This is a genomic window from Neochlamydia sp. S13 (assembly GCF_000648235.2).
Lineage (GTDB): Bacteria > Chlamydiota > Chlamydiia > Chlamydiales > Parachlamydiaceae > Neochlamydia.
Genome location: NZ_AP017977.1, coordinates 2,368,570 through 2,388,993, shown reverse-complemented (window position 1 = coordinate 2,388,993; position 20,424 = coordinate 2,368,570). Strand labels below are relative to the sequence as shown.

Sequence of the window (20,424 nt, the reverse complement as noted above, 5' to 3'; positions counted from 1 at the left end):
ATCATTTCCTTGAAATTACCTAATGAATTATAGAATTAAGGCTCTCACAGCTAACAAAAACGGGGTGCTAACATAAAAAGCCTTGTTTAAATTTAGAGCAAACCTTATAAAAGGTCTTCCTGAAGCTTTATCAAGAGTGTTACCATGTCATCCTCCCGCATTGAAGGAGAAACTTACTTTCAAGCTAATACCTTCTTTTATAACGACCACATCAACCCTATCATTGCTTCTATTATTCCTCAGTTTGAGGGTATGATGCGATCTTATGTGATCTTACACTTAATTTTTTTAATATTAGGTGGGATTGAATGTATCTTAATGGTTACCTTTTTTAGCTTATTGACACAATCAGCTTTACTGGCTATGTGTTTAGCTGGAGTATTTCTTACTTTTTTTTCTTATTTCATTTTGAAAGTTTATTACCAGACTAAGAAGCCTGAGCAGCATAAAGAGATCATTCAACGTTATTTGGCTGCTTGCAAAAGCCTTTTGAATTATCAAGAAGGCTGCCCAGAGCATCATATTGCTTTAGCCAATGCATGTTGCAAATTAGCTAATAACCTTCACGGCAAAGAGTATAATTTCTACTCCTTCCCTCAATGGCTAAAATCTTTACATTCTTTTATAGAAAAATTTAGCTGCTGGTGGCATTGGCAAGATGTCCATCGCTTTAAAGAACTTCTCTTGTTAACTTCTGTAGAAGAGAATATCAAGCTTGTCAAGTGTGAGCCGACCAGCTTGGAAGTCCATGCCTCGCTTGCCAATGCTTATGTTATGCTTTCCGGGCTTTACGTAGATCCGCGTAAGTTAGAGGGCTATGATGAAGAACGTTGGATGCCTGTAGAGCGCTATTCCTTTCAGATGGAAGAAAAATTCCGTGCAATTGCCGAACGAGCCATTGAAGAATTTAAGGTCCTTAATGATTATGCGCCCAATGATCCCTGGGTTCATGCGCAATTAGCTTATAGCTATCGGGATTTACAAATGCCTAAAGAAGAAATTAAAGAATATGAAACCATCTTAAAATTAAACCCTGGTGATCGAGAAACTTTTTATAAACTGGGCCTCCTTTACTTCCAACAAGGGTTCAATGCGCAGGGACTACGTGTGTATGAAGAATTAAAACGTACGCATTATAAAAAGGCAGAAAGCCTAATGGAAAATTATGGCTTATTTAAACCTTTTTCTTAAGAGCATCCATTGAAATACTTATTTATTTTATTTACCACTCTATCTTTATCATTAGCTGCTGAAGAGTCTGTTATAGATTTTTTTGAAAAACGTTTATCTTTACAGCCTCCCACGGAGCAGGAAGAATTAGCTGTAGTCCAGGCTATACAAATCTTTCTTGAACGCATTCAACAAAGAAATATTAATGACGCTTATTTTCTAAGTACAAGTAAGGAGTTTCAAAAAGCCTCTTCTTTCAACTATTTTCGGCTATTCACCCAAGACCTTTATGGAAAAGTTTTAACTATTCAACTCACTAGAAATAATGTTTCCTTTACTAATGTAGCCAAAGATCAAGCTACTTACCAAATCTTGTTAAAAGGCTCGCCAGCTAATCAAAAATTTTACCTTGAATTTGATCTGGCTAATCAAGAAGGCGATTGGAAAATTATGCATATCAAAATCTATGAGAGCTACTCTTCCACTTCTTCGCAGCAATCTTAATTTCTTATATAAGAAAATCCTCAATTGTTTCTTAAATATATTTTAAGTTTTTTATCCTTTTCATTCCTCACCTACTTTTAAACCCAGCTTGAAAGTCGCGCCTTAAGTTGCCTAAAATCCCTTGAAATAAATTTTCAATCCATTGCTCAGGAAGTTGCAAGCCAGCTTTAATGGCGCTGACCTTAAATCCTATTTAAAGGCACGTAGCAATTAAGGTTTTCTAGAATGTATTTTTTGTTTAATCTATACCTTTTTTGTAAGATGAGAAGAGTGATGACAAATCTATCTAACGCCAAGCGAATCTTGTTAAAACTTTCTGGAGAAACCCTATTAGGTGAGCAGCCTTTTGGCATCCATTTTCCTACTACGCAGCAGTTAGCTAGCGCGCTAAAAAATATAAAGCAAGAAGGTTTTGAATTAGCTTTGGTCATTGGAGGAGGAAATCTTTTTCGAGGTCTTCAATTAAAAGACTCAAAAATCCCTCGCTCTGCTGCAGATCAAATGGGCATGTTAGCTACCCTCATGAATGGTATAGCCCTACAGCAAGCCTTAACCTCTATTGGCTGTACAACTAAGCTAATAAGCGCCCTTGAATGCCCTAAGGTGGCCGAAAGCTATAACTGGAACCGCACTAACGACTACCTTGCTGCTGGCCATATCGTCCTTTTCGTAGGTGGCACCGGTAATCCTTATTTCACTACGGACAGCGCTGCTGCCCTACGTGCTTGCGAAATACAAGCTGATGTTTTGCTTAAGGCTACCAAAGTCAAGGGTGTCTACACTCAAGACCCTTTAAAATTTCCTCAAGCAAAAAAATATATGACTTTGTCTTACTCTCAATATCTTGCAGAAAAGCTAGAAGTTATGGATACAACTTCCATCGCTCTTTGCATGAATAATCAGCTTCCTATTTTTGTGTTTAGCATGGAAGCTCTTGGAAAAGAATCTTTAAAACAAATATTATCGAAAACGGAAAATGGAACATTAATTAGTTAAGAAAAGTCTATGAAGAGACAGTCTGAACATAGGAAAAATGGAGTTGTATAATGAATATTCTTGAACAAGCAAAATCTAAAATGTTAGTAGCGATTGAACATTTGAAAAATGATTTAAAATCTATACGCACCAATCGTGCCAATGCGGGTATGTTAGATAGCATTTTTGTAGAAATTTATGGCTCTAGCATGCGTATCAAAGAAGTTGCTAATGTGACAGCCCCTGAAGCACGTACGCTTTTAATTACTCCTTTTGATCCTTCTACAACAAATGCAATTGGCAAATCCATTGAAAAAGCTAATCTAGGCTTTATGCCTATCGTGGATGCTAATTCTATCCGCATTAAGATTCCTCCTATGGATGAAAATATGCGCAAAGAGATGGTCAAGCAATGCCATAAAAAGAAAGAAGAAGCAAAAATTAGTATTCGTAATATACGCCGAGAATTTAATGAAGCTGCCAAAAAACAGAAGACAGCTGGTGAGCTTACTGAAGATGGGCTGAAAAAGAATGAGAAAAATGTCCAAGAGTTGACAGATAAGTTTTGCAAAGAAGCTGACGAGCTAGCAGAAAAAAAAGAAAAAGAAATTATCACCATTTAGTTATTGCTTATAAAAGTCAAAATCCTGTAACATTAGGCCTCTTTAAGGAAACTTGAAGAAAAATACCTTATAGATTTCTCAATCTTATAAGGTGCTAGTCAGGCCCCATCGTCTAGCCTGGCCTAGGACACCGGATTTTCATTCCGATAACAGGGGTTCGAATCCCCTTGGGGTCAATTGCACGAGACTTTAGCTCAGTCGGTAGAGCATCTCACTTTTAATGAGAGGGTCGATGGTTCGAGTCCATCAAGTCTCAAGCTTTTAAGCAATGTCTATGTTACACTTCATCTCAAGCTTTAAGGTAATTTTAACTTTTTAATCTTGCTAATTTAAGTTAAGCATTTATCAAGCCAATTACCCGTAAATCAGATCCCTCATTTTTTGCCTTTAGAAATACTTTATCCTTTAAATAGGCCTCTCAAGCTTACAAAGCATCTGCTTTTCCATCTTTCATGGTTTATATTTAACTTGCATCTAATTAAAGTCCTAATCTGCCTACCTTTTGTTATTAAGCGCCCCTCCCTCCTATAAATGGATCAAACTTAACTGTAAAGGATATTAGAATAGGTTTATGCTCTTAGCATTTAAAAACTCACTAAAAATTAACTTTTACAAATGAAGAGATAAAACCTTAAGCTCTTTGCAAGCTAATGGTAAGCTTAAGCCTCTACTAGAATCCTGTCGGCTATAGATAAAAACGCCCTCTAATGGGTGCCAAAACCAAATAAGCAAAAAAACACTCTACCTACGAAAATAAATTTATACTTTTTTGCTCACATTTTCTATAGTAGGTGTAAATATATAACATCTATCAAAAGATCGATTATGGTTAAAAAGGCCTTTGAATTTTTTGAAGAGCAAGTTCCTGAACGCCCCATTGAATGCACAGAATGCAAAAAACCTGTGGCCATTTGGTATACGGAGCTCATCGGAAATACTGTCTCACAAACCAGCATGTGCTCAGACTGCCCTATCTTTCGACGTAAGCTCCATGGCCAAACAAGTGAAAAAGAAATGGGCCATATGGTCGGGGAAACAAGCCTGGCTTGTGGGGAATGCAATACCTCTTTAGAAGCATTACGCGTAGGAGCCTCTTTAGGATGTAGCAATTGCTACGAAGTTTTTGATGACATTATCTTACAAGAACTCCTCATTCTCGATAAAGTTCCTCCTCGCGTAAAAGCTAATAAAAAAATTTTTCCTCTTCATATAGGACGCAGCCCCGGTGAGGTTAGAGAAATCAGCCCTTCTTTACGTCTACTAGCTCTTAACGAAGCCCTCAATGAGACAATAAAGAGAGAAGATTATGAGCAGGCTGCATGGCTGCGTGATCAAATTAGAGCTTTGACAGAGGAAAATGTGGAGAAAAGTAATGGCCAACAATAATAAATCTAATGTTATTATTAACCAGAAAAAGCTTTGGCAAAACAATGATAATGACATTTGGCTAGCTTCCATTCTTCATCTGCATCGAAATCTTGAGAAATTCAATTTCCCCGGCAAACTTAGTACAGAGCGACGTAAGCAGGTGGTTTCAGTTTTAAGCAAAGAAATTCTATCTTTAGATCTACTCGAGACAGCCACTCTTATTCGGGCGGAAGAAATGGAACCTTTTGAGAAAGAATTTCTAGGAGAACATTTTTGGTCTAATGATAATTTTATCCAGGCTCATTTAGGAGAAGCTTTTATCATTGACGCTTCGGGGCAATTTTTAGCTTCTTTTAATATCCGCAATCACCTCCACTTGCAGCTTATCGAATGTAAAGGCGAACTAGAAAAAGCCTGGAATAAACTTCTGAAAATTGAAACCACTATCGGCCAGAACATTTCTTTTGCCTATAATGCTAAATATGGCTTTCTTACTGCAGATATAGGTAGCTGCGGCACAGCTTTACTTGTTTCTATCTATCTTCAACTTCCCGCTCTTGTTCATACGGGAAAAATGGAGGAAATAGTAGAAAAAAATAAAGAGGAAAGCATTGCTTGCTTTGGCCTTCGAGGCTCTCCCAAAGAAATTATTGGTGATTTGCTAGTCGTGCAAAATAACTATACCCTAGGCGTTACCGAGGAATCGATCATTTCTAATTTAAATGCCTTTGCCACTAAAATGGTTGTCGAAGAAAACACTGCTAGAAATCAAATTCGAGCCAGTAGCGATCCTTATATTAAGGATAAAATCAGTCGTGCCTTTGGTATTTTGACCCATTCTTATCAAATTGATGCTATTGAAGCCCTCAACGCTATCAGTCTCCTTAAATTAGGAATTGAAATGGGCTGGGTAGAAGGCATCTCCCGCCAATCCATCAATCAACTATTCTTTAATTGTCGAAGATCCCATTTGCTAGCAGAATTTCATGAGAAAACACATCTCCCTCAAGAAGAAATTGTCCATAAAAGAGCAGAGTTTATCCATAAAGCTCTCCTTCAAGCGCATCTAAGAGTTTAAAAATAAAGCTTGTTTAGCTTGCTAATTATAAATTAGCAAGCTTTTTTCCTTATTAAATAAAGCAAACATTATTCAACTAGGGGTAAAATAAGGCGTGAAGGATAAGCCGGGCCGGTATAGATTTTATTGCGGGCTATAGCACACCGACCAGAAGCCATTTCTAATAAACCCACGTTGTGATTAACCTCATAGCGAGGAAAATTTGAACCGCAAATTGAGACTCTTATACAATGCCCTTTGGCAAAAACCATACTCGTAGAAGCTAAATCAATCTCAATCTCATAAGGCTTTTGCCAAGAAGCCCATCTTTTTAGCTGAGGAGATTGAATGGCCGTTCGATGGATTCCATCGGAAATTAAAATGCTACGCCCATCCGGGTAGACATCACTTAAACGTACGACGAAATCGGTGTCAGAAGCATTGGAAGTTACATATAATTTAGCTAATAAATGGCCAGTGACTTCCAGGTCTTCTTCTAAGGGTTCAGTAGTAAATACCAGTACATCGGAACGACTTTCAATCGCTCGCTGATCTCTAGGGCCACAGTCTAGAAAGAGATTACGCCCTCCTATTGTAGGAACAGGATTTTTAGGGTCAGCATTAAAGGAATAGACGACCCTTTTTTCTTTTGTTATCTCGGTCATTAATTTATGGCTTTGCCCCAAATAAAAAGCTTTATTTTTAGCAGGTATGGGCCAATTTTCAGCAGTTTTCCATACGTTTCCTTTCGAAGGCGAGCCATCAAAAGGACCCATCACGTAATAGGTCACGGGAGGCAATTGATCTACACCATTTTCTATGCCTTTAAGGTGATAATCAAACCAACGTTGAGGAGACATATCATAAGAGGGAGAAAATCCTTGAGGAGGAACAGGAAAATCACCTAGCTTAGAGGATATAGGCCACCAATGAGTCCACGGCCCTATCAACAATTTCTGCTTTCCTAAAGCGCCTTTCCCTCCATGATTCTGCCGAGATACGAAAGCATCGATGGTCCCTTGCAAAAAGGTGTCATACCACCCTCCATATAAAAATCCTGGCACTCTCACTTTTTGTGCCACCTTGATTGAGTCTAACTCCTCCCAAAATGCATTATAAAAAGGCTGAGAGCTTACAAAGCTTAAAACCCCTGTATCTTTAGAATAATATCCTAGCCATCCTTCTACCTGATTTTTATGAAGCTGTCCACCTGGAAAAATGGCGTGATGGTATAAGCTACCTGCAGCAATTCCAATATACTGACATTTAAGAGATGGAGGTGCAGAAGGTGCTAGTAGCAGTTGAGTGCAGCCTACGGCTGAAAAGCCTAAGGTCCCAATCTTTCCATTCGTATAAGGACTTTTTGCTAACCACTCAACTGTATCATACCCATCTTGTAAAGCTCCCCAGCCATCGGTAATAAAAGGAGCCGTCTTCCCATTGATATCTAAAGCATTTCGGGTATCCTGCATGACTACTACATAGCCAAAATGGGTGAGAGAGGTATATCCCACCCAAGGCATTGCTTTGCGACCCGCCGGGCATCTTAATAAGATACAAGGAGCTTTTTTTTCCCTTCCATCCGCGGGAAAATAAATATCTGCCGGTAATTCATAACCATCTCGCATGGGAATTTTAACTGTCAAATCGGCAACAAAATTATCTTTGGCCCAACATAATGAAGTACTTAAAAGAAAAAAAATTGTCAAAATTTTTAAATGCATGCGTTCTTTACCTCGAGTTAATGAATGAGTTTAATATTTTAGGGGAAGTAAAGTCAAAAAATATGTGGAGTAGATGCTATTTTGATTGAGATAAGGAACAATTTTAAGAAACAAAAAAGAGCAAAATTAGACCTCTTTCGAAACTGGAATAAAATGTAAATTTTAGTAAAATGGTAACTCAACATTTAAAGGAGGCACCATGAAATTTGATAAGATAGAGAAATTAGATGATGAACGATTTCGCAGATTGACAGGAGTAAAGCGTGGTACCTTTGATAAGATGGTGCAAATTTTACAGCAAGCCGATGCGGCCAAGAAGATTAAAGGCGGGCGTAAATATAAACTACGTTTAGAAGACATGCTGCTAATGACCTTGGAATATATGCGAGAATATAGGACCTATTTCCATATTAGTCAAAGCTATGGAATCAGTGAAAGCTCAGCTTATAAAGCGGTGAAATGGATTGAAGATACGTTAATCAAGCATCCAGATTTTGCTTTACCGGGACGTAAAGAGCTTTTGAAAAGCGATACGGAATATGAGGTTATTTTGGTTGATGCTACAGAAACGCCTATTGAGCGCCCTAAAAAAAACAAAAGCGCTATTATTCAGGGAAAAAGAAAAAACATACCCTAAAGACCCAAGTTGTAGTCGATAAGAAGAGTAAAAAAGTAATTTGTACCTCATTTGGCAACGGCAAAAAGCATGATTTTAGGCTATTCAAAGAATCTCAGGTTAAAATCAATCCACAAATAAGAGTGTTAACCGATTCAGGATATCAAGGATTAACAAAGCTGCATGCCCAAACCCAGATGCCCAAGAAAAAAAGTAAGAAGAAGCCTTTAACTCAAGAGGATAAAAGAACAAACCAAAGTTTATCCAGAGAAAGAGTTGCCAATGAAAACGTGATTGGCCTCCTTAAGCGCTTTAAAATTATAGCCGATCGCTACAGAAATAGACGTAAAAGATTTGCACTTCGCTTCAACTTGATTGCAGCAATCTATAACTGGGAATTAAATACGTGAGTTTCGAAAGAGGTCTATTGCCTAACTAAAAGAAAAAAGCTAATTCAACTGTAGATCCAGCTGTGGTTAAGTAAAATTTATTTTTTACCTTATCCTAGAAAAAAAACTTTTCTTAAAGCAGGGGGGATTGAGGACAGCTAATCTTTTTAAACTGTATAAGTTGGGTACACCCCATCTTTCGCGCACTTTCTAATTGCAAGGTAAGCCATTTCTCTTTATCTATTAGCAGTGCTTTGCTTTCTTCAATAAATAACATTCCTTCAACCTTTAACAGGTTACTTTCATCTATCATGCTGATGATCTCTTCTGATAAACCCTTAGTTTCGTAAGGAGGGTCAATATAAATGATATCAAACTGCTCTCCTTGCTTTGCTAGCTTTTTTAACACAGCCCTAGCCTCTCCCCATAAGGGGCGGACTTGCTTTTCTACCCCTAAAGATTGTATATTCTCACGCACACATTGGAGGCTTGCTTTAGCTTCATCTACAAAGGTTGCTTGAGCCGCCCCTCTGCTTATAGCTTCTAGCCCCATCGCCCCTGATCCACAAAAAAGATCTAAAAAAGAAGCGTCTTCTATATAAGTTTGACAAATATTAAAGAGAGCTCCCCGTAGCTTATTGGTGGTGGGCCGAGTGAGAGTATGTTTAGGAAACTGAATTTTCCTGTTTTTATAGCGACCTGCAATGATATATAACATAAATGACTTTAAAAAATTAATTTTCCCTCGACAAAAAAACTAAATTTTTTTACTTATGAGAAAATTTATTGTCCTTTTTATTTAAGATAAGGAAGAGTATAAGATGCCTAGCACATGATAGCGAAAAATACCAGTAGGGATGATGCCTAATAGAGCATGAACCTCTACCTGTGCTCCTGCTTTAGATTTCATCTTCAGGCTGATATGATTGTCATTTTTAATAGCTAAACTGGCAATACCCTGCCTCCAAATATCTTTGCTCGGCTCTACAATTTCATTAAAGCTCTGAACAAATTTATCTGGACTCCAGCCTAGCAGGCTCCTGCATTGATTATTAACAAATAAAATTTTATTTTCTTTTTGAGAATAAAAAATAATTGCGCTGGCATTTTCTGCTCGTAAACTATCAAAGAGGCGTCTTAAATCTAGAGTATAATTATCGACAGCCAAATCTTTAAAGCGTGAAGAAGTGTTATAGTAATGACTTGCTCCTGTAATTTTTTGGGCAATGTCAATGCAGCGTTTTAATTGTATATTGGCTTGAATGCTATTTCGAACTTTTTTTTCGGGAAGACAGGAAATTTCTTCTTCAAATATGTCAGAAAGAGGAGGATAGATAGAGCCTGCCTGCTCTAAAGGCAGACTCGAGTAAATAGGCATGCTTTGATTTTCAATTTCTGCTAACTGAATCAAGGTTTTAATTTCATACGTCAAATCCGACACTTTAATCTCTAGCTGAGCAATTTGCTGCAATTTTTTATCAATGCATTCGCGCTGCTCAGTGATTGTTTTTTGAGAATCGACTAAAAGCAATTTTTGCTGGTCTAAAGCGGATTCATAAGCCTGCTTGCTCATTTCATACTCTGCTGCAGAAGCACTAAGCTTTTCTTGTAAATGCTGATTATTCTGTTCTCTTTCCAGCAATTCTTTAGTTTTTGCCTCTAAATCTTTCTGAACAGCCAGTACATGTTCATGTAATTCATTATACTGTTCTTGAAGATCTTCTAGCGCTTTGGCTTGAGTCATGTCCAGCTCAACAATATTGGACTGCTTAGGGGAAAACTCTGAAGCCTCTGCAGCAGATAAATGATTATCCCTTGTACCATGCTCGGCTTTATGGCTTAAACGACACATCATCCAAAAAATCCCTAGAAGCCCTATACTACTACAGAATATTCCAAAAGCCAGTAAATTCCATCCTTTTTGCACGGGCATATACAGCCTCCCATAGCTACTCAAAAGCATTATAGGCAAAAGGTAGAAGGCAATAATGATCAGTAAGATGGTGTAACGTGAGCTATAGGATTTATACATAAATTCAATTTATTAAATATTAAGAAGATATCTTGCCAGAAGGATTAATAAGTTTAAACCTCAACATTAATTTTTTACATTATTTCCCTTAAAATCAAAATAAAATAAATCTTTAAATTTTTTGAAGAGATTTAATGCCGAAGTAACTTTTTACATTTATTCTTAGCCAATCTCAAGAGGAAGAAAGGCTAGCATTAGCGCTTGGCTACAAGGCAAGGCCTTTATGAGTTCTGCCACGATCAACTAGCTTATAATTAAATCTTATAAAAATTAGAAGCCCGCGGCTGAGAAAGGTTATTAAAAAGTTTCTCTATATAACGAGGGAAGGGAAAAAACTAGTGCCCCCTGAAATCTTTTGTTGTAGGCTAATAATTTTTATTAGTACCTTTTTCTAATATATTAGCTACAGTAGTAAACGCTCATGTATGCTTGGCTACATACCATCCTATCCTAAAAAAATAAAGCAATAGAATCCATAAAATGATTGCATAAATGTTTTCTTTAAAGGGGAAAGATTGATCTAAAGAAGAATATTGAGGATGTACAGGGGAATACCAAACCCTTTGCTTACGGCCTTTATATGCTTTTAAAGCTTCTTCTGCTGCCCAGGGATTTCGATAAGCATCATTTTTAAATAAAGTTTTTCCGTAATATTCTTTATTATTCACCGTAAAGCGATAGTCTGCTTTAACTACCACACGATCTTCGCTTAGTGGCTCGATGGCCCATTGAATGTTTTCTATAGGAGCAGAGGCCGTAAAAGCTAGGTAAAAACAGGTCAAATAAAGCGCTCGAAAAGTAAACCAACCTACCACGCCTGCGGCTAAAGATAAAAAGGAAAGCCACAACAGATTTTTATGCATTTTTAAAATATTTTTTAAAAGCTTGTGGAAGAGAAGATTTAAATTGCATATGTTTGCCATTGATAGGATGATTAAATCCTAACCCTTGAGCATGCAAGCATAGCCTGCGCACAGGAGTAACCGAAGAACCATACTTAAGATCTCCTAGCACAGGATGGCCTGCAGCTTTACATTGAACGCGAATTTGATTTTTTCTTCCTGTTTCTAGAGTAAATTTTACTAAGGAATAGTGCTTACTCATTTCTATAACCTGATAATGCGTGATAGCTAAACGACCACGCTCTGGATTTAAAGAAGAGTGTACAAAATAATTTTCATCCTCATAAAGGTAGGATTCCCATTTGCCTTGGGATTGTTCCATACGGCCTTCTACAATAGCTATATATTCTCTTACAATATGGTGTTCCGCAAAAATTGCTTTTAATTTTTCATAAGCCCTTTCTGAAAAAGCAAATAACATCACACCAGAAGTATCTTGATCCAACCGATGAACAACATAGACCTTACGCGGACGAAAATGTTTTTTTAAAAGAGCATGCGCGGTGTTATCTTTTTCAAAAGCGCTAGTCACACTTAATAAACCCGAAGGCTTATCAATCACTATTAAATGAGAATCTTCATATAATATCCGTAAATCTTGTATATAAGGATCTGGCCTTGCTCCTACGGTAATTGTTTGATTTTTTTTAATCAGCTTGCTACTGACTTTTTCTACACTTTCATCGACATACACCCGTCCCTCTTTTAACCAGGAGCGTAGAGTTGTTTTAGAACTATTTGGGGATAAAAGAGTTAAGGCGTCTAACAATGAAAGATTTTGGTCTAAGGTAAGTTTCATACGATACTTCTTGAGCTTAATGCTATTAAGGGTAAATGTTTTTAATACCAAGCATTTCAGTTTGGCTTTGACGAATTATACAGTAATGCCTATAATTTCTTCTTATATAAATTTATGTCATTAAACATTTAAGAGGGAAAATGGCTCAAGCACCTAGCGAGAAAAAAAAAGAAAAACGTTCGTCGGCATTAAAAAGAGATCTTCAAAGTATCAAAAGAAATCAGATTAATAGAGTGTTTAAATCGCAAGTCAGAACAGCGGTACGTGCTCTAGAAGAAAATCTTTCCAAAAAAGATGCGGCATTAAATCATAAGCATTTAAGTGAAATTTACAGCCTAATGGATAAAGGTGTAAAAAAAGGCGTCTATAAAGTTAATAAAGCTAATCGCACTAAAGCACGTTTTGCTGCTCGCGCGGCTAAAGCCTTATAAACACCTTTGCGAAGCACTTGCACGATAAATTTTAGAAGATAAAGGGCAATTGCTCCGCAGCAATATTATTTTGCTAATTTCTCAAGGATAAAATTTAATCCTAAGCGATACGAAAAGCTAATTAGACGGATTAATTTTTTTAACTTTCTTTTTACCCCTGGCTGGAGGTTTTCTTCTACTTGCATAATTCCTGATTGCTCATCTACTGAAAGAGCTGACAATAAAGCAGCTTTTTCTGATTCTTGCATGTTTAAGAAATAGTCCAAATAATCGCCTGTAAAATATCCTCTCCATGATTCCAGCCTTTTTTTTATCCAAGGTGGATAGCTACCTAAAGCCAAGGATTCTTTAAGATGAGAGTGGTAAGAGAAAAAATTTACTTTTCGAAAGCCTAGAGTAAGCGCACGCTTGCCTTTTTCTATTCTATCCCATTGGTCATAAATATATCCTACTCCTTCGGAATCGATATTGGTAAAATAATGTAAGGAGTCTTGTAGAAAATATTCAGCGGCTGTTAAACGATGGCGATTGAATAAGCGATCGTGTAATATCCAAAGAACTTGATAACCTATTCTAGCATAATCTTGATTGCGCTCCTCTATTTCACGGGCAGAGATGGAGGAGCATTGAATTTCTATTATTAAGCCCTCTTTTTCCCAGTACACATCTGCAATGCGATTGATAAGAGGAAATTCTTTCTCTAATTCACAATCAGGTAAGCAATTTTGTAAATAATGCTGCACCTGTAATTGGACAAGGGATTTGCCATTTTGTCGACAGGATCGATTGGGCTCTAGATGGTAAAAGTGCATCTGTCTTAAAAGGCCTCCCCGCGATTTGACGAGGCCTAGACACTCCCTACAATAATAATGCAGACTTTTATCTGCTTGATGAGCAGGCACCAGATTTTCTTTTTCATCTAAGGCATAAAAGTGCATAACTTTTTCGCTCGCTTAAAAATCTTTTGACAAAATGCATTTATCCAAGTATGAAGTTGATTTTTCCCTGGGACATTATTTAAAAGAAAAAGATGGTATAGATTGACAAAAATCAATATAATAGTTAAATATTCCTATACCCTTTTTAAGGAAATATTGATTGTAATATTACTTTCTCAACGTTTTATGAGCCGACAAAGCTACCCTTTCAATAAGGCTTTTAAACACATATTACACAAAAAATTTGCAATTCGTCAATACCATTACATAAAAGCAACATGAATAAAGATAACTTTAAAAGCAATTTTTCTCACCAACATCAACAGAAAGTGGATGAACTCGTTTCCATTGCTAAAGAGCAAGGGTATATCACCTACGAGGAAATTAACGATATTCTTCCCATGTCTTTTGATTCGCCCGAGCAGATTGATCAAGTGTTGATCTTTTTAAGTGGCATGGACGTCCAAATCCTTAATCAATCTGAAGTTGAGCGCCAAAAGGAGCGTAAGAAAGAAGCGAAAGAATTAGAAGGCCTTCCTAAACGTTCTGAAGGCACTCCTGATGATCCCGTAAGAATGTACTTAAAAGAAATGGGCTCTGTTCCCCTTTTAAGCCGGGAAGAGGAAGTTGAAATTTCCAAACGAATCGAAAAAGCGCAAATCCAAATTGAACGCATCATTATGCGTTTTGGCTACTCCACTGCTGAGACCATAGCAATTGCTCAATATTTGCTACAAGGAAAAGAGCGTTTTGACAAGTGTGTGGCAGAAAAAGAAGTGCCTAATAAGCAAGAGTTTCTTAATCTTTTACCTAAACTATGCGCTCTTCTCAAACAGGAAGAGCAACATCTAGTAGAGCTTCTTAAAAAAATCGATGATCCTGACCTAAATAAAGAGAATAAGCCCTCGCTATTAGAAGAAGTAGAGAAATGTCGTATTCGTACTCAAGCTTACTTACGTCGCTTTCATGTTAGGCATAACATTATTGAAGACTTTGGCGAACTTATCTTAAGAGCCTATGACCGCTTTTTACAATTAGAAAAAGAAATTCAAGAATTAACTCCTCGGGCAGAAAGAAATAAATTTGCTGCTGCCAAGCTAGCCTCTGCCAAACGAAAACTTAAAAAACGTGAAATTGCCGCAGGTAGGACATTAGAAGAGTTTAAAAAAGACGTACGGATGCTGCAGCGTTGGATGGACAAAAGTCAGGAAGCCAAAAGAGAAATGGTCGAGTCCAATTTACGTTTGGTTATTTCTATCGCCAAAAAATATACGAATAGAGGCCTTTCCTTTTTAGATTTGATTCAGGAAGGTAACATGGGCCTTATGAAAGCCGTGGAAAAATTTGAGTATCGACGTGGCTATAAATTTTCTACCTATGCAACTTGGTGGATTCGCCAAGCTGTTACCCGTGCTATCGCCGATCAAGCTAGGACTATCCGCATACCTGTACATATGATTGAAACCATTAACAAGGTCTTACGGGGCGCTAAAAAGTTGATGATGGAAACGGGTAGAGAGCCCAATCCTGAAGAACTTGCTGTAGAGCTGGGTATCACTGCTGAGCGTGTGCGTGAGATTTATAAGATTGCCCAGCATCCTATCTCTTTACAAGCAGAAGTAGGTGATGGAGGAGAGAGCCAATTTGGAGACTTCCTAGAAGATACGGCTGCCGATTCACCAGCAGAAGCCACAGGATACTCCATTTTGAAAGATAAGATGAATGAAGTGCTCTCTACCTTAACGGATCGGGAAAGAAAAGTTCTTATTCAACGTTTCGGATTATTAGATGGTAAGCCTAAAACGCTTGAAGAAGTAGGAATAGAGTTTAATGTAACTAGAGAACGTATTCGGCAAATTGAAGCCAAAGCCCTAAGGAAAATGCGCCATCCTACCCGCTCTAAACAGTTAAAAGCCTTTTTAGATTTGCTAGAGGTTGAATAGAGGGAGGGATTTTTAACTTCCAGCTTTTCTATAAGCGAAAAAGCTAAAGTTATTTTATCACTTCAACAAAAAAGTAAACCGCAATCATAAAAGGCAGGAGAGGAATAGAATAGGCTTCTTAACACTCTTTTCACCCGTAGCCCTAAAAATTAATCCATAGGCTGAACTTACTCCTTATCCTTACATTTAAAAAATAAAATTTACTCTTTATTTTTAAAAAAGTAGAGGGGCCTTGAAAAGATCCTTGTAAAGCGATATAGTTCAATTCAAATTCTAAATTAATTTTACTTTTACTTCACCCTTCCCAATTTTCATGAGCAGCATATTACCCAGAGAAAAGAACATTGAAGGAGTTGATGCTCAGAAAGCCTTAAAAATTCTTCAACCTGAAGGAAACCTTAGTAAAATTATAAAAGGTTTTGAATCGCGTGAAGAGCAGCAGAAAATGATGCAAAACATCATTGAAGCTTATAATAAAGATCAAATAGCTTTAATAGAAGCAGGAACAGGGACGGGTAAAAGCATTGCTTATCTTATTCCTGCTATTCTCTGGGCAGCCCAAAGAAAAGAACGTTCGGTTATCTCCACGCATACAATCACCCTGCAGGAGCAACTTCTTTTAAAAGATATTCCTATCGTAGCCCAAGCGCTTAATATCACTGTCAAAGCAGTGCTTGTAAAAGGGATGCGCAACTATGTATGTTTGCGAAAAGTAGAAGAAACACGCGCAGAGCAACTCCTTCTTGCCCCTCAAGAAGCAGAGGAATTTGCTCGTATTGATGCTTGGGCACATACGACCTATGATGGTTCTAAGTCTTCCTTAACTTTTGAGCCTTCTGGACACTTATGGGACAAGGTCTGTGCAGAAAATGATACTTGCAGTAAAAGCCAATGCCCTTTTTATCAAGACTGCCATTTTTTTAAGGCTCGAAAAGAAGCTAACGAGGCGCATCTGTTGATCGTCAATCACCACTTGCTTTTTGCTGATTTGGCTAGCCGTGCTGAATCTAAAAATTATCAAGACCCTTCCATTTTGCCTATTTATACCAAAGTTATTTTAGATGAAGCTCATCATATTGAAGATATTGCTACAGAATATTTTGCTCAAAAAGTAAATCAGCTAGATCTATTGCGAGTGGTAGGACGTTTAGCAGCAGAAAAGGGCGGTAAAACTCAAGGGAAGTTAGCTCAACTTAAAGAAAAAATTCTTGCTCACTATAATTCTAAAGCGCCCCCAACAGAAATCAGCTCCCTTTTAAGTAAATTCAATATTGATCTTCCAGGCATACGTATCGATCTTCTTAAGCTGATTACTGAAGGCTTTGATAAGCTCCATGCTTTCATTAACATAGCAAAAGCTGGTATAAGGCCTAATGAAGAACATTCTAATGAAAACAAACTCCGCCTCTTGCCTGAGCATTATAAGCATACTTTATGGGTAGGAGAAATTAAAAGTCATATTCACGCTTTAGCTACTAGCTTACAAAAGTATGTACAAGTAATCAGTAGCATCGAAAATGCTCTTAAAGCGCTAGGTCAAGAGCCTCTTAATGAAGTCTCTAAAGGTATTCGTTATGAAATCGAAGCTCTTTGCGGGCGATTGGCAGACGCGAGTTTTATCCTGCAACAGTTTGTAGATACAGCTCCCCCTCCTAGTAAAGTAAGGTGGATTGAAGCCCAGCTGCTTAAAACAATGATTAATGTAAATATTGCAGATGCCGAATTAGATATTGCAAAAGCTTTAGCCGAGTATTTATTCAAACCCTTTAGTAGCGTAGTTCTTTGCAGTGCTACCTTGGCTACCAATAAGCAATTTACTTTTACCAAGCAACGCTTAGGGCTTACTCCTTCTTACATAAGCAAGCTTACGCTAACAGAAAACATCTATGATTCTCCTTTTGATTACCGCAAGCAAGCTTTATTAGCTATCCCTAACGATATTCCTAATCCTCTTGATAGCAGATTTAATTTAGCAGCAGCAGAGAAAATTTGGGAATGCATTCAGGCCAGCCATGGAAACGCTTTTGTGCTTTTTACTTCATACAATATGCTTAAAATATGTTACCAAGTTTTACAAGCACGTCTTCAGCAATATAAATATACTCTTTTTAAACAAGGCGATGACAATCGTCAAACCCTGCTTAATAAATTTAAAAAGACCGATCGATCTGTGTTATTTGGAACAGACTCCTTTTGGGAAGGAGTCGATGTAGTAGGAGAGGCACTTCGCTGTGTCATCATTGTTAAACTACCCTTTAAGGTACCTACCGAACCTATTACTCAAGCACGTACCGAGGCAATATTAGCTAAAGGGGGCGACCCTTTTATGGAGTATTCTTTACCTAATGCAATCGTGAAATTCAAACAAGGTTTTGGTCGTCTTATTCGTAACAAAAATGATAGAGGTTGTATTGTATGCTTGGACACACGGTTGATTACAAAAAAATATGGACAGCAATTTTTGAATAGCCTCCCTCCTTGCCAGCATATTTTTATTCCCAGTGAGAAGTTACGCGAATATATGCAAAATTTTTATAAAAAAACTACCTATCTAGCTAAAAATAATTCTAGCTAAAAGGATAAAGTCTATTAGACTTAATTTAAAAACTTTTGTTAATAGAGTTGTTTTAGCCAGAGGCTAAAGAACTTAAAAGCCTTCTATAAATTTAAAATAAAAAACTTTTAAATATTCGAAGGCTAGCGAACTAGGCTTAATTTAGAGCTACTTGCTTAAGGCCATTATATAAATAAACCTTTCAAGCTTTTCTCGCAGGTCTATGCTGCAAGATTGTCAACCATCCAAGCTGCTCTAGCTAGCGTATAAAAACTATTACCTGCTAGCTTAAGTTCTGAATAATATAGATTAAATTTATGAAAACGAAGAATTAAGAAAAAGAGGATTAAAACTTAAAATACGAATACTGGAATCTGTTGCAAGAGCAATCATACTTCCATCTTTAGAAAAAGCCACGCGTATTTCATTATAAATAGTGCTGGCGCTTTTTAAATTAGCAAATTGTACCCCTTCTGCTACTGTCCAAAGATTCACTTGTCCTTGGAAATTAGTCGTTACAAGGATACTACCATCAGCGCTAAAAAACACACTTTGCACTTCCTTCTCGTGTTTAAGGTAATGGATAGCTTGTCCAGAACAGATGTCCCAAAGGATAGCATAATTCTCCTGACATGCTGCGACAAGCTTACTTCCATCAGGTGTAAAAGCGACCTTATTGACTTCCCCAGCGTGCTTAAAGGTATGAAGAAGCTTGCCACTCACAGCCTCCCAAAGGCGCACGGTATGATCTTGTGAAGCCGTTGCTAGTAAATTTCCATCGGGTGAAAAGCAGCAATCCCATAAGTCTCCTTCATGGTTTAATGTATAGAGAAGCTCACCAGTAGGCACTTTACAAACACGTACAGTTTTTTCTTCAAAGATGGTAGCGAGTAACTCTCCATGAGGAGAAAAAACATTTTCATAAATTTCTCCCTCATAATTTAAAACATGGATAGGTTGACCCTTGGCAATGTCCCAAAGATGTAATTTATTATTATCATCTTCTACCGTAAGAGTTCTTCCATCAGGTGAAAAAATCGCATGAATGATCTCTTCATTATGGGAAAAGATATGTAAGCATTCTCCTGTAGAGATTTTCCAAAGGTGCACTAATCTATCATCCGAAAGGATGGCAAGCATCTTTCCATCCTCGGAAAAAACTGCATGGATCACCATGCCTGTATGTCCTTTAAGATTGTGGACAAGTGCAGAGGTAATGATATTCCAAAGATGAACAGTACCATCCGAAGAGGCTGTCGCTAGTAGGCTTCCATCGGGCGAAAACAAAGAGCAAATGTCACCCTTAAGCTGAGTAGGAGAATCCTGAAACCGGCCGTGGGCTAAATTCCATAGACGCGTTTTGTCAGCAACTTCTACTAATAGAAAGCCAGCACTATCAGAAAAATCAAAGAATGTTTTCCCTCCCACATACGGTGGTAGCTCAATTTCTTTTTGAATCTTTCCTGCTTTTAAGTTATTTTGAGTTACAAAGCTATTAATATACATAGCCCTAGTATATGACGAATTAGGTGAAGTAAAAAATGGAAAATCATAACGATAAAGCGAGGTCCAAAGAATAGGGTCTTCTTTTATCCTATTCCATTGGCGACATACCATGCCTGCATGGACTAAATCTTTCACAGAAAGATAAGAAAAAATAAGAGTAAGAAGCTCTTCGGGTAAGCGCAAAATGGGTGAGGAAAAAGAATAAGAAGGATTTAGCAGAGTAGGGGGGAAATAAGATAAATTATTAATTTGCATTTATGTAACTTAATTATTCAAATTTAATATAAAAAACTCTCCCTTCTTATATCTTTATAATATTTTAAAGTCAAGAAATAAAAATTAATTATCAATAAAAATAAAAACTTACATAATTAAAGGCTCCTCTTAGGTATTAAAATAAGCTAAAATATAGGCTGTTTAGCTGAAGCCTATATGACAAAAAAGTTTATCCTAGTATCTTAAATGATCGAGAATGACAAGTTCTTGAATATATTGTATAAAAAAAGCTGGTAGGCCACTTAAGCGCCCTAAACAAAAGATACTCAATGCCAACATTTTACATCTTGAAGACAAGTTGCTAATGGACAGATCTTCCTTATGATCTTCCATCTTGGAAATCAGTTTATCCTTTAATTTATTGATGAAAACAGAGCCATTTATTCGAACAAATTAACACTTATTTAAGACATTCGCTTTGCCAAAGGGCGGGTAGATTAATAGAACTTAAGTGTAGCTATAGTCGATAGCCAAAGTGTCAAAACTATTGAAAAAAGGGCTCTGCTGATACGGAGAGGGTATGAAAGTTAAAGGTAGGAAAAGACGCCTATTGGTGGATCAACTATTAATGCAGCTATAGTATGCAGCATGGTTTGCAATGACAGAAATGAGCTAAA

Annotated in this window: 17 protein-coding genes and 2 tRNA genes; 12 read left to right on the top strand and 7 right to left on the bottom strand. The window is 37.3% G+C overall.

Going from position 1 to position 20,424, the window contains the following annotated elements; genetic code table 11:
- Positions 1-144: 144 nt before the first annotated feature.
- The 8 genes from TY21_RS09245 to TY21_RS09210 all read left to right on the top strand — a co-directional run bounded on the left by TY21_RS09245 (position 145) and on the right by TY21_RS09210 (position 5,718).
- Positions 145-1,191: a M48 family metallopeptidase gene (locus TY21_RS09245; protein WP_042239226.1), complete on the top strand. Its 1,047-nt coding sequence runs from the start codon at positions 145-147 to the stop codon at positions 1,189-1,191.
- A gap of 9 nt (positions 1,192-1,200) precedes the next feature.
- Positions 1,201-1,674 (top strand): hypothetical protein, encoded by a 474-nt coding sequence (locus TY21_RS09240; protein WP_042239223.1) that lies wholly within the window; start codon positions 1,201-1,203, stop codon positions 1,672-1,674.
- A gap of 273 nt (positions 1,675-1,947) precedes the next feature.
- The gene (pyrH, locus tag TY21_RS09235) at positions 1,948-2,670 is read left to right on the top strand and encodes a UMP kinase (RefSeq protein WP_042239303.1); all 723 of its coding nucleotides are present in this window, start codon (positions 1,948-1,950) and stop codon (positions 2,668-2,670) included.
- A gap of 50 nt (positions 2,671-2,720) precedes the next feature.
- Positions 2,721-3,272 carry a ribosome recycling factor gene (gene frr / locus TY21_RS09230; protein WP_039386483.1) on the top strand — a complete coding sequence of 184 codons (552 nt, stop codon included), beginning with the start codon at positions 2,721-2,723 and terminating at the stop codon, positions 3,270-3,272.
- A 101-nt stretch (positions 3,273-3,373) separates the two neighbouring features.
- Positions 3,374-3,448: transfer RNA gene (locus TY21_RS09225), tRNA-Glu, on the top strand.
- A gap of 7 nt (positions 3,449-3,455) precedes the next feature.
- A tRNA-Lys gene (locus TY21_RS09220) sits at positions 3,456-3,528 on the top strand.
- A 569-nt stretch (positions 3,529-4,097) separates the two neighbouring features.
- Entirely contained in the window at positions 4,098-4,658 is a 561-nt protein-coding gene (locus TY21_RS09215; protein WP_042239219.1) for a UvrB/UvrC motif-containing protein, read from the top strand.
- Positions 4,645-5,718 carry a protein arginine kinase gene (locus TY21_RS09210; protein WP_042239215.1) on the top strand — a complete coding sequence of 358 codons (1,074 nt, stop codon included), beginning with the start codon at positions 4,645-4,647 and terminating at the stop codon, positions 5,716-5,718. The genes TY21_RS09215 and TY21_RS09210 overlap by 14 nt, the downstream gene beginning before the upstream one ends.
- Before the next feature lie 68 nt (positions 5,719-5,786).
- Here TY21_RS09210 and TY21_RS09205 read toward each other — a convergent pair whose 3' ends face one another.
- A complete protein-coding gene (locus TY21_RS09205; protein WP_042239210.1) occupies positions 5,787-7,421 on the bottom strand; it encodes a CocE/NonD family hydrolase in 1,635 nt (544 codons plus the stop codon).
- 199 nt (positions 7,422-7,620) lie between these two features.
- Here TY21_RS09205 and TY21_RS09200 point away from each other — a divergent pair.
- Positions 7,621-8,447 (top strand): IS5 family transposase gene (locus TY21_RS09200; RefSeq protein WP_232044359.1). Its coding sequence is split into 2 segments (ribosomal slippage): positions 7,621-8,008 and positions 8,008-8,447, totalling 828 coding nucleotides; the frame shifts between segments, so codons are not numbered across the junction.
- 112 nt (positions 8,448-8,559) lie between these two features.
- On the opposite strand, the gene rsmD is transcribed toward TY21_RS09200, so the two are convergent.
- From rsmD to TY21_RS09180, 4 genes are all read right to left on the bottom strand, one after another.
- On the bottom strand, positions 8,560-9,165 hold the full coding sequence (rsmD, locus tag TY21_RS09195) for a 16S rRNA (guanine(966)-N(2))-methyltransferase RsmD (RefSeq protein ID WP_255501539.1): 606 nt from the start codon (positions 9,163-9,165) through the stop codon (positions 8,560-8,562).
- Between the two features lie 60 nt (positions 9,166-9,225).
- Complete coding sequence (locus TY21_RS09190; protein WP_130589673.1) at positions 9,226-10,458, bottom strand: hypothetical protein; 1,233 nt, start codon at positions 10,456-10,458, stop codon at positions 9,226-9,228.
- A gap of 419 nt (positions 10,459-10,877) precedes the next feature.
- Entirely contained in the window at positions 10,878-11,321 is a 444-nt protein-coding gene (locus TY21_RS09185; RefSeq protein ID WP_130589672.1) for a hypothetical protein, read from the bottom strand.
- Positions 11,314-12,159 carry an RluA family pseudouridine synthase gene (locus TY21_RS09180; protein ID WP_042238506.1) on the bottom strand — a complete coding sequence of 282 codons (846 nt, stop codon included), beginning with the start codon at positions 12,157-12,159 and terminating at the stop codon, positions 11,314-11,316. Before TY21_RS09180 ends, TY21_RS09185 begins: the two co-directional genes overlap by 8 nt.
- Positions 12,160-12,299: 140 nt before the next feature.
- Here TY21_RS09180 and rpsT point away from each other — a divergent pair, with 140 nt between their 5' ends.
- Positions 12,300-12,590, top strand: a complete 291-nt coding sequence (gene rpsT, locus TY21_RS09175) for a 30S ribosomal protein S20 (protein WP_042238504.1) — start codon at positions 12,300-12,302, stop codon at positions 12,588-12,590.
- Between the two features lie 65 nt (positions 12,591-12,655).
- Here the strand turns inward: rpsT and TY21_RS09170 are convergent, their stop codons facing one another.
- Positions 12,656-13,528 carry a competence protein CoiA gene (locus TY21_RS09170; protein ID WP_052354273.1) on the bottom strand — a complete coding sequence of 291 codons (873 nt, stop codon included), beginning with the start codon at positions 13,526-13,528 and terminating at the stop codon, positions 12,656-12,658.
- A gap of 278 nt (positions 13,529-13,806) precedes the next feature.
- Here TY21_RS09170 and TY21_RS09165 point away from each other — a divergent pair, with 278 nt between their 5' ends.
- Together TY21_RS09165 and TY21_RS09160 are read left to right on the top strand one after the other, a co-directional pair.
- Positions 13,807-15,471, top strand: a complete 1,665-nt coding sequence (locus TY21_RS09165) for an RNA polymerase sigma factor (RefSeq protein WP_042238503.1) — start codon at positions 13,807-13,809, stop codon at positions 15,469-15,471.
- Positions 15,472-15,784: 313 nt separating this feature from the next.
- Complete coding sequence (locus TY21_RS09160) at positions 15,785-18,046, top strand: ATP-dependent DNA helicase (protein WP_042238501.1); 2,262 nt, start codon at positions 15,785-15,787, stop codon at positions 18,044-18,046.
- A gap of 294 nt (positions 18,047-18,340) precedes the next feature.
- Here TY21_RS09160 and TY21_RS09155 read toward each other — a convergent pair whose 3' ends face one another.
- Entirely contained in the window at positions 18,341-19,786 is a 1,446-nt protein-coding gene (locus tag TY21_RS09155) for an F-box/WD40 repeat-containing protein (RefSeq protein WP_042238499.1), read from the bottom strand.
- Positions 19,787-20,424 lie beyond the last annotated feature (638 nt).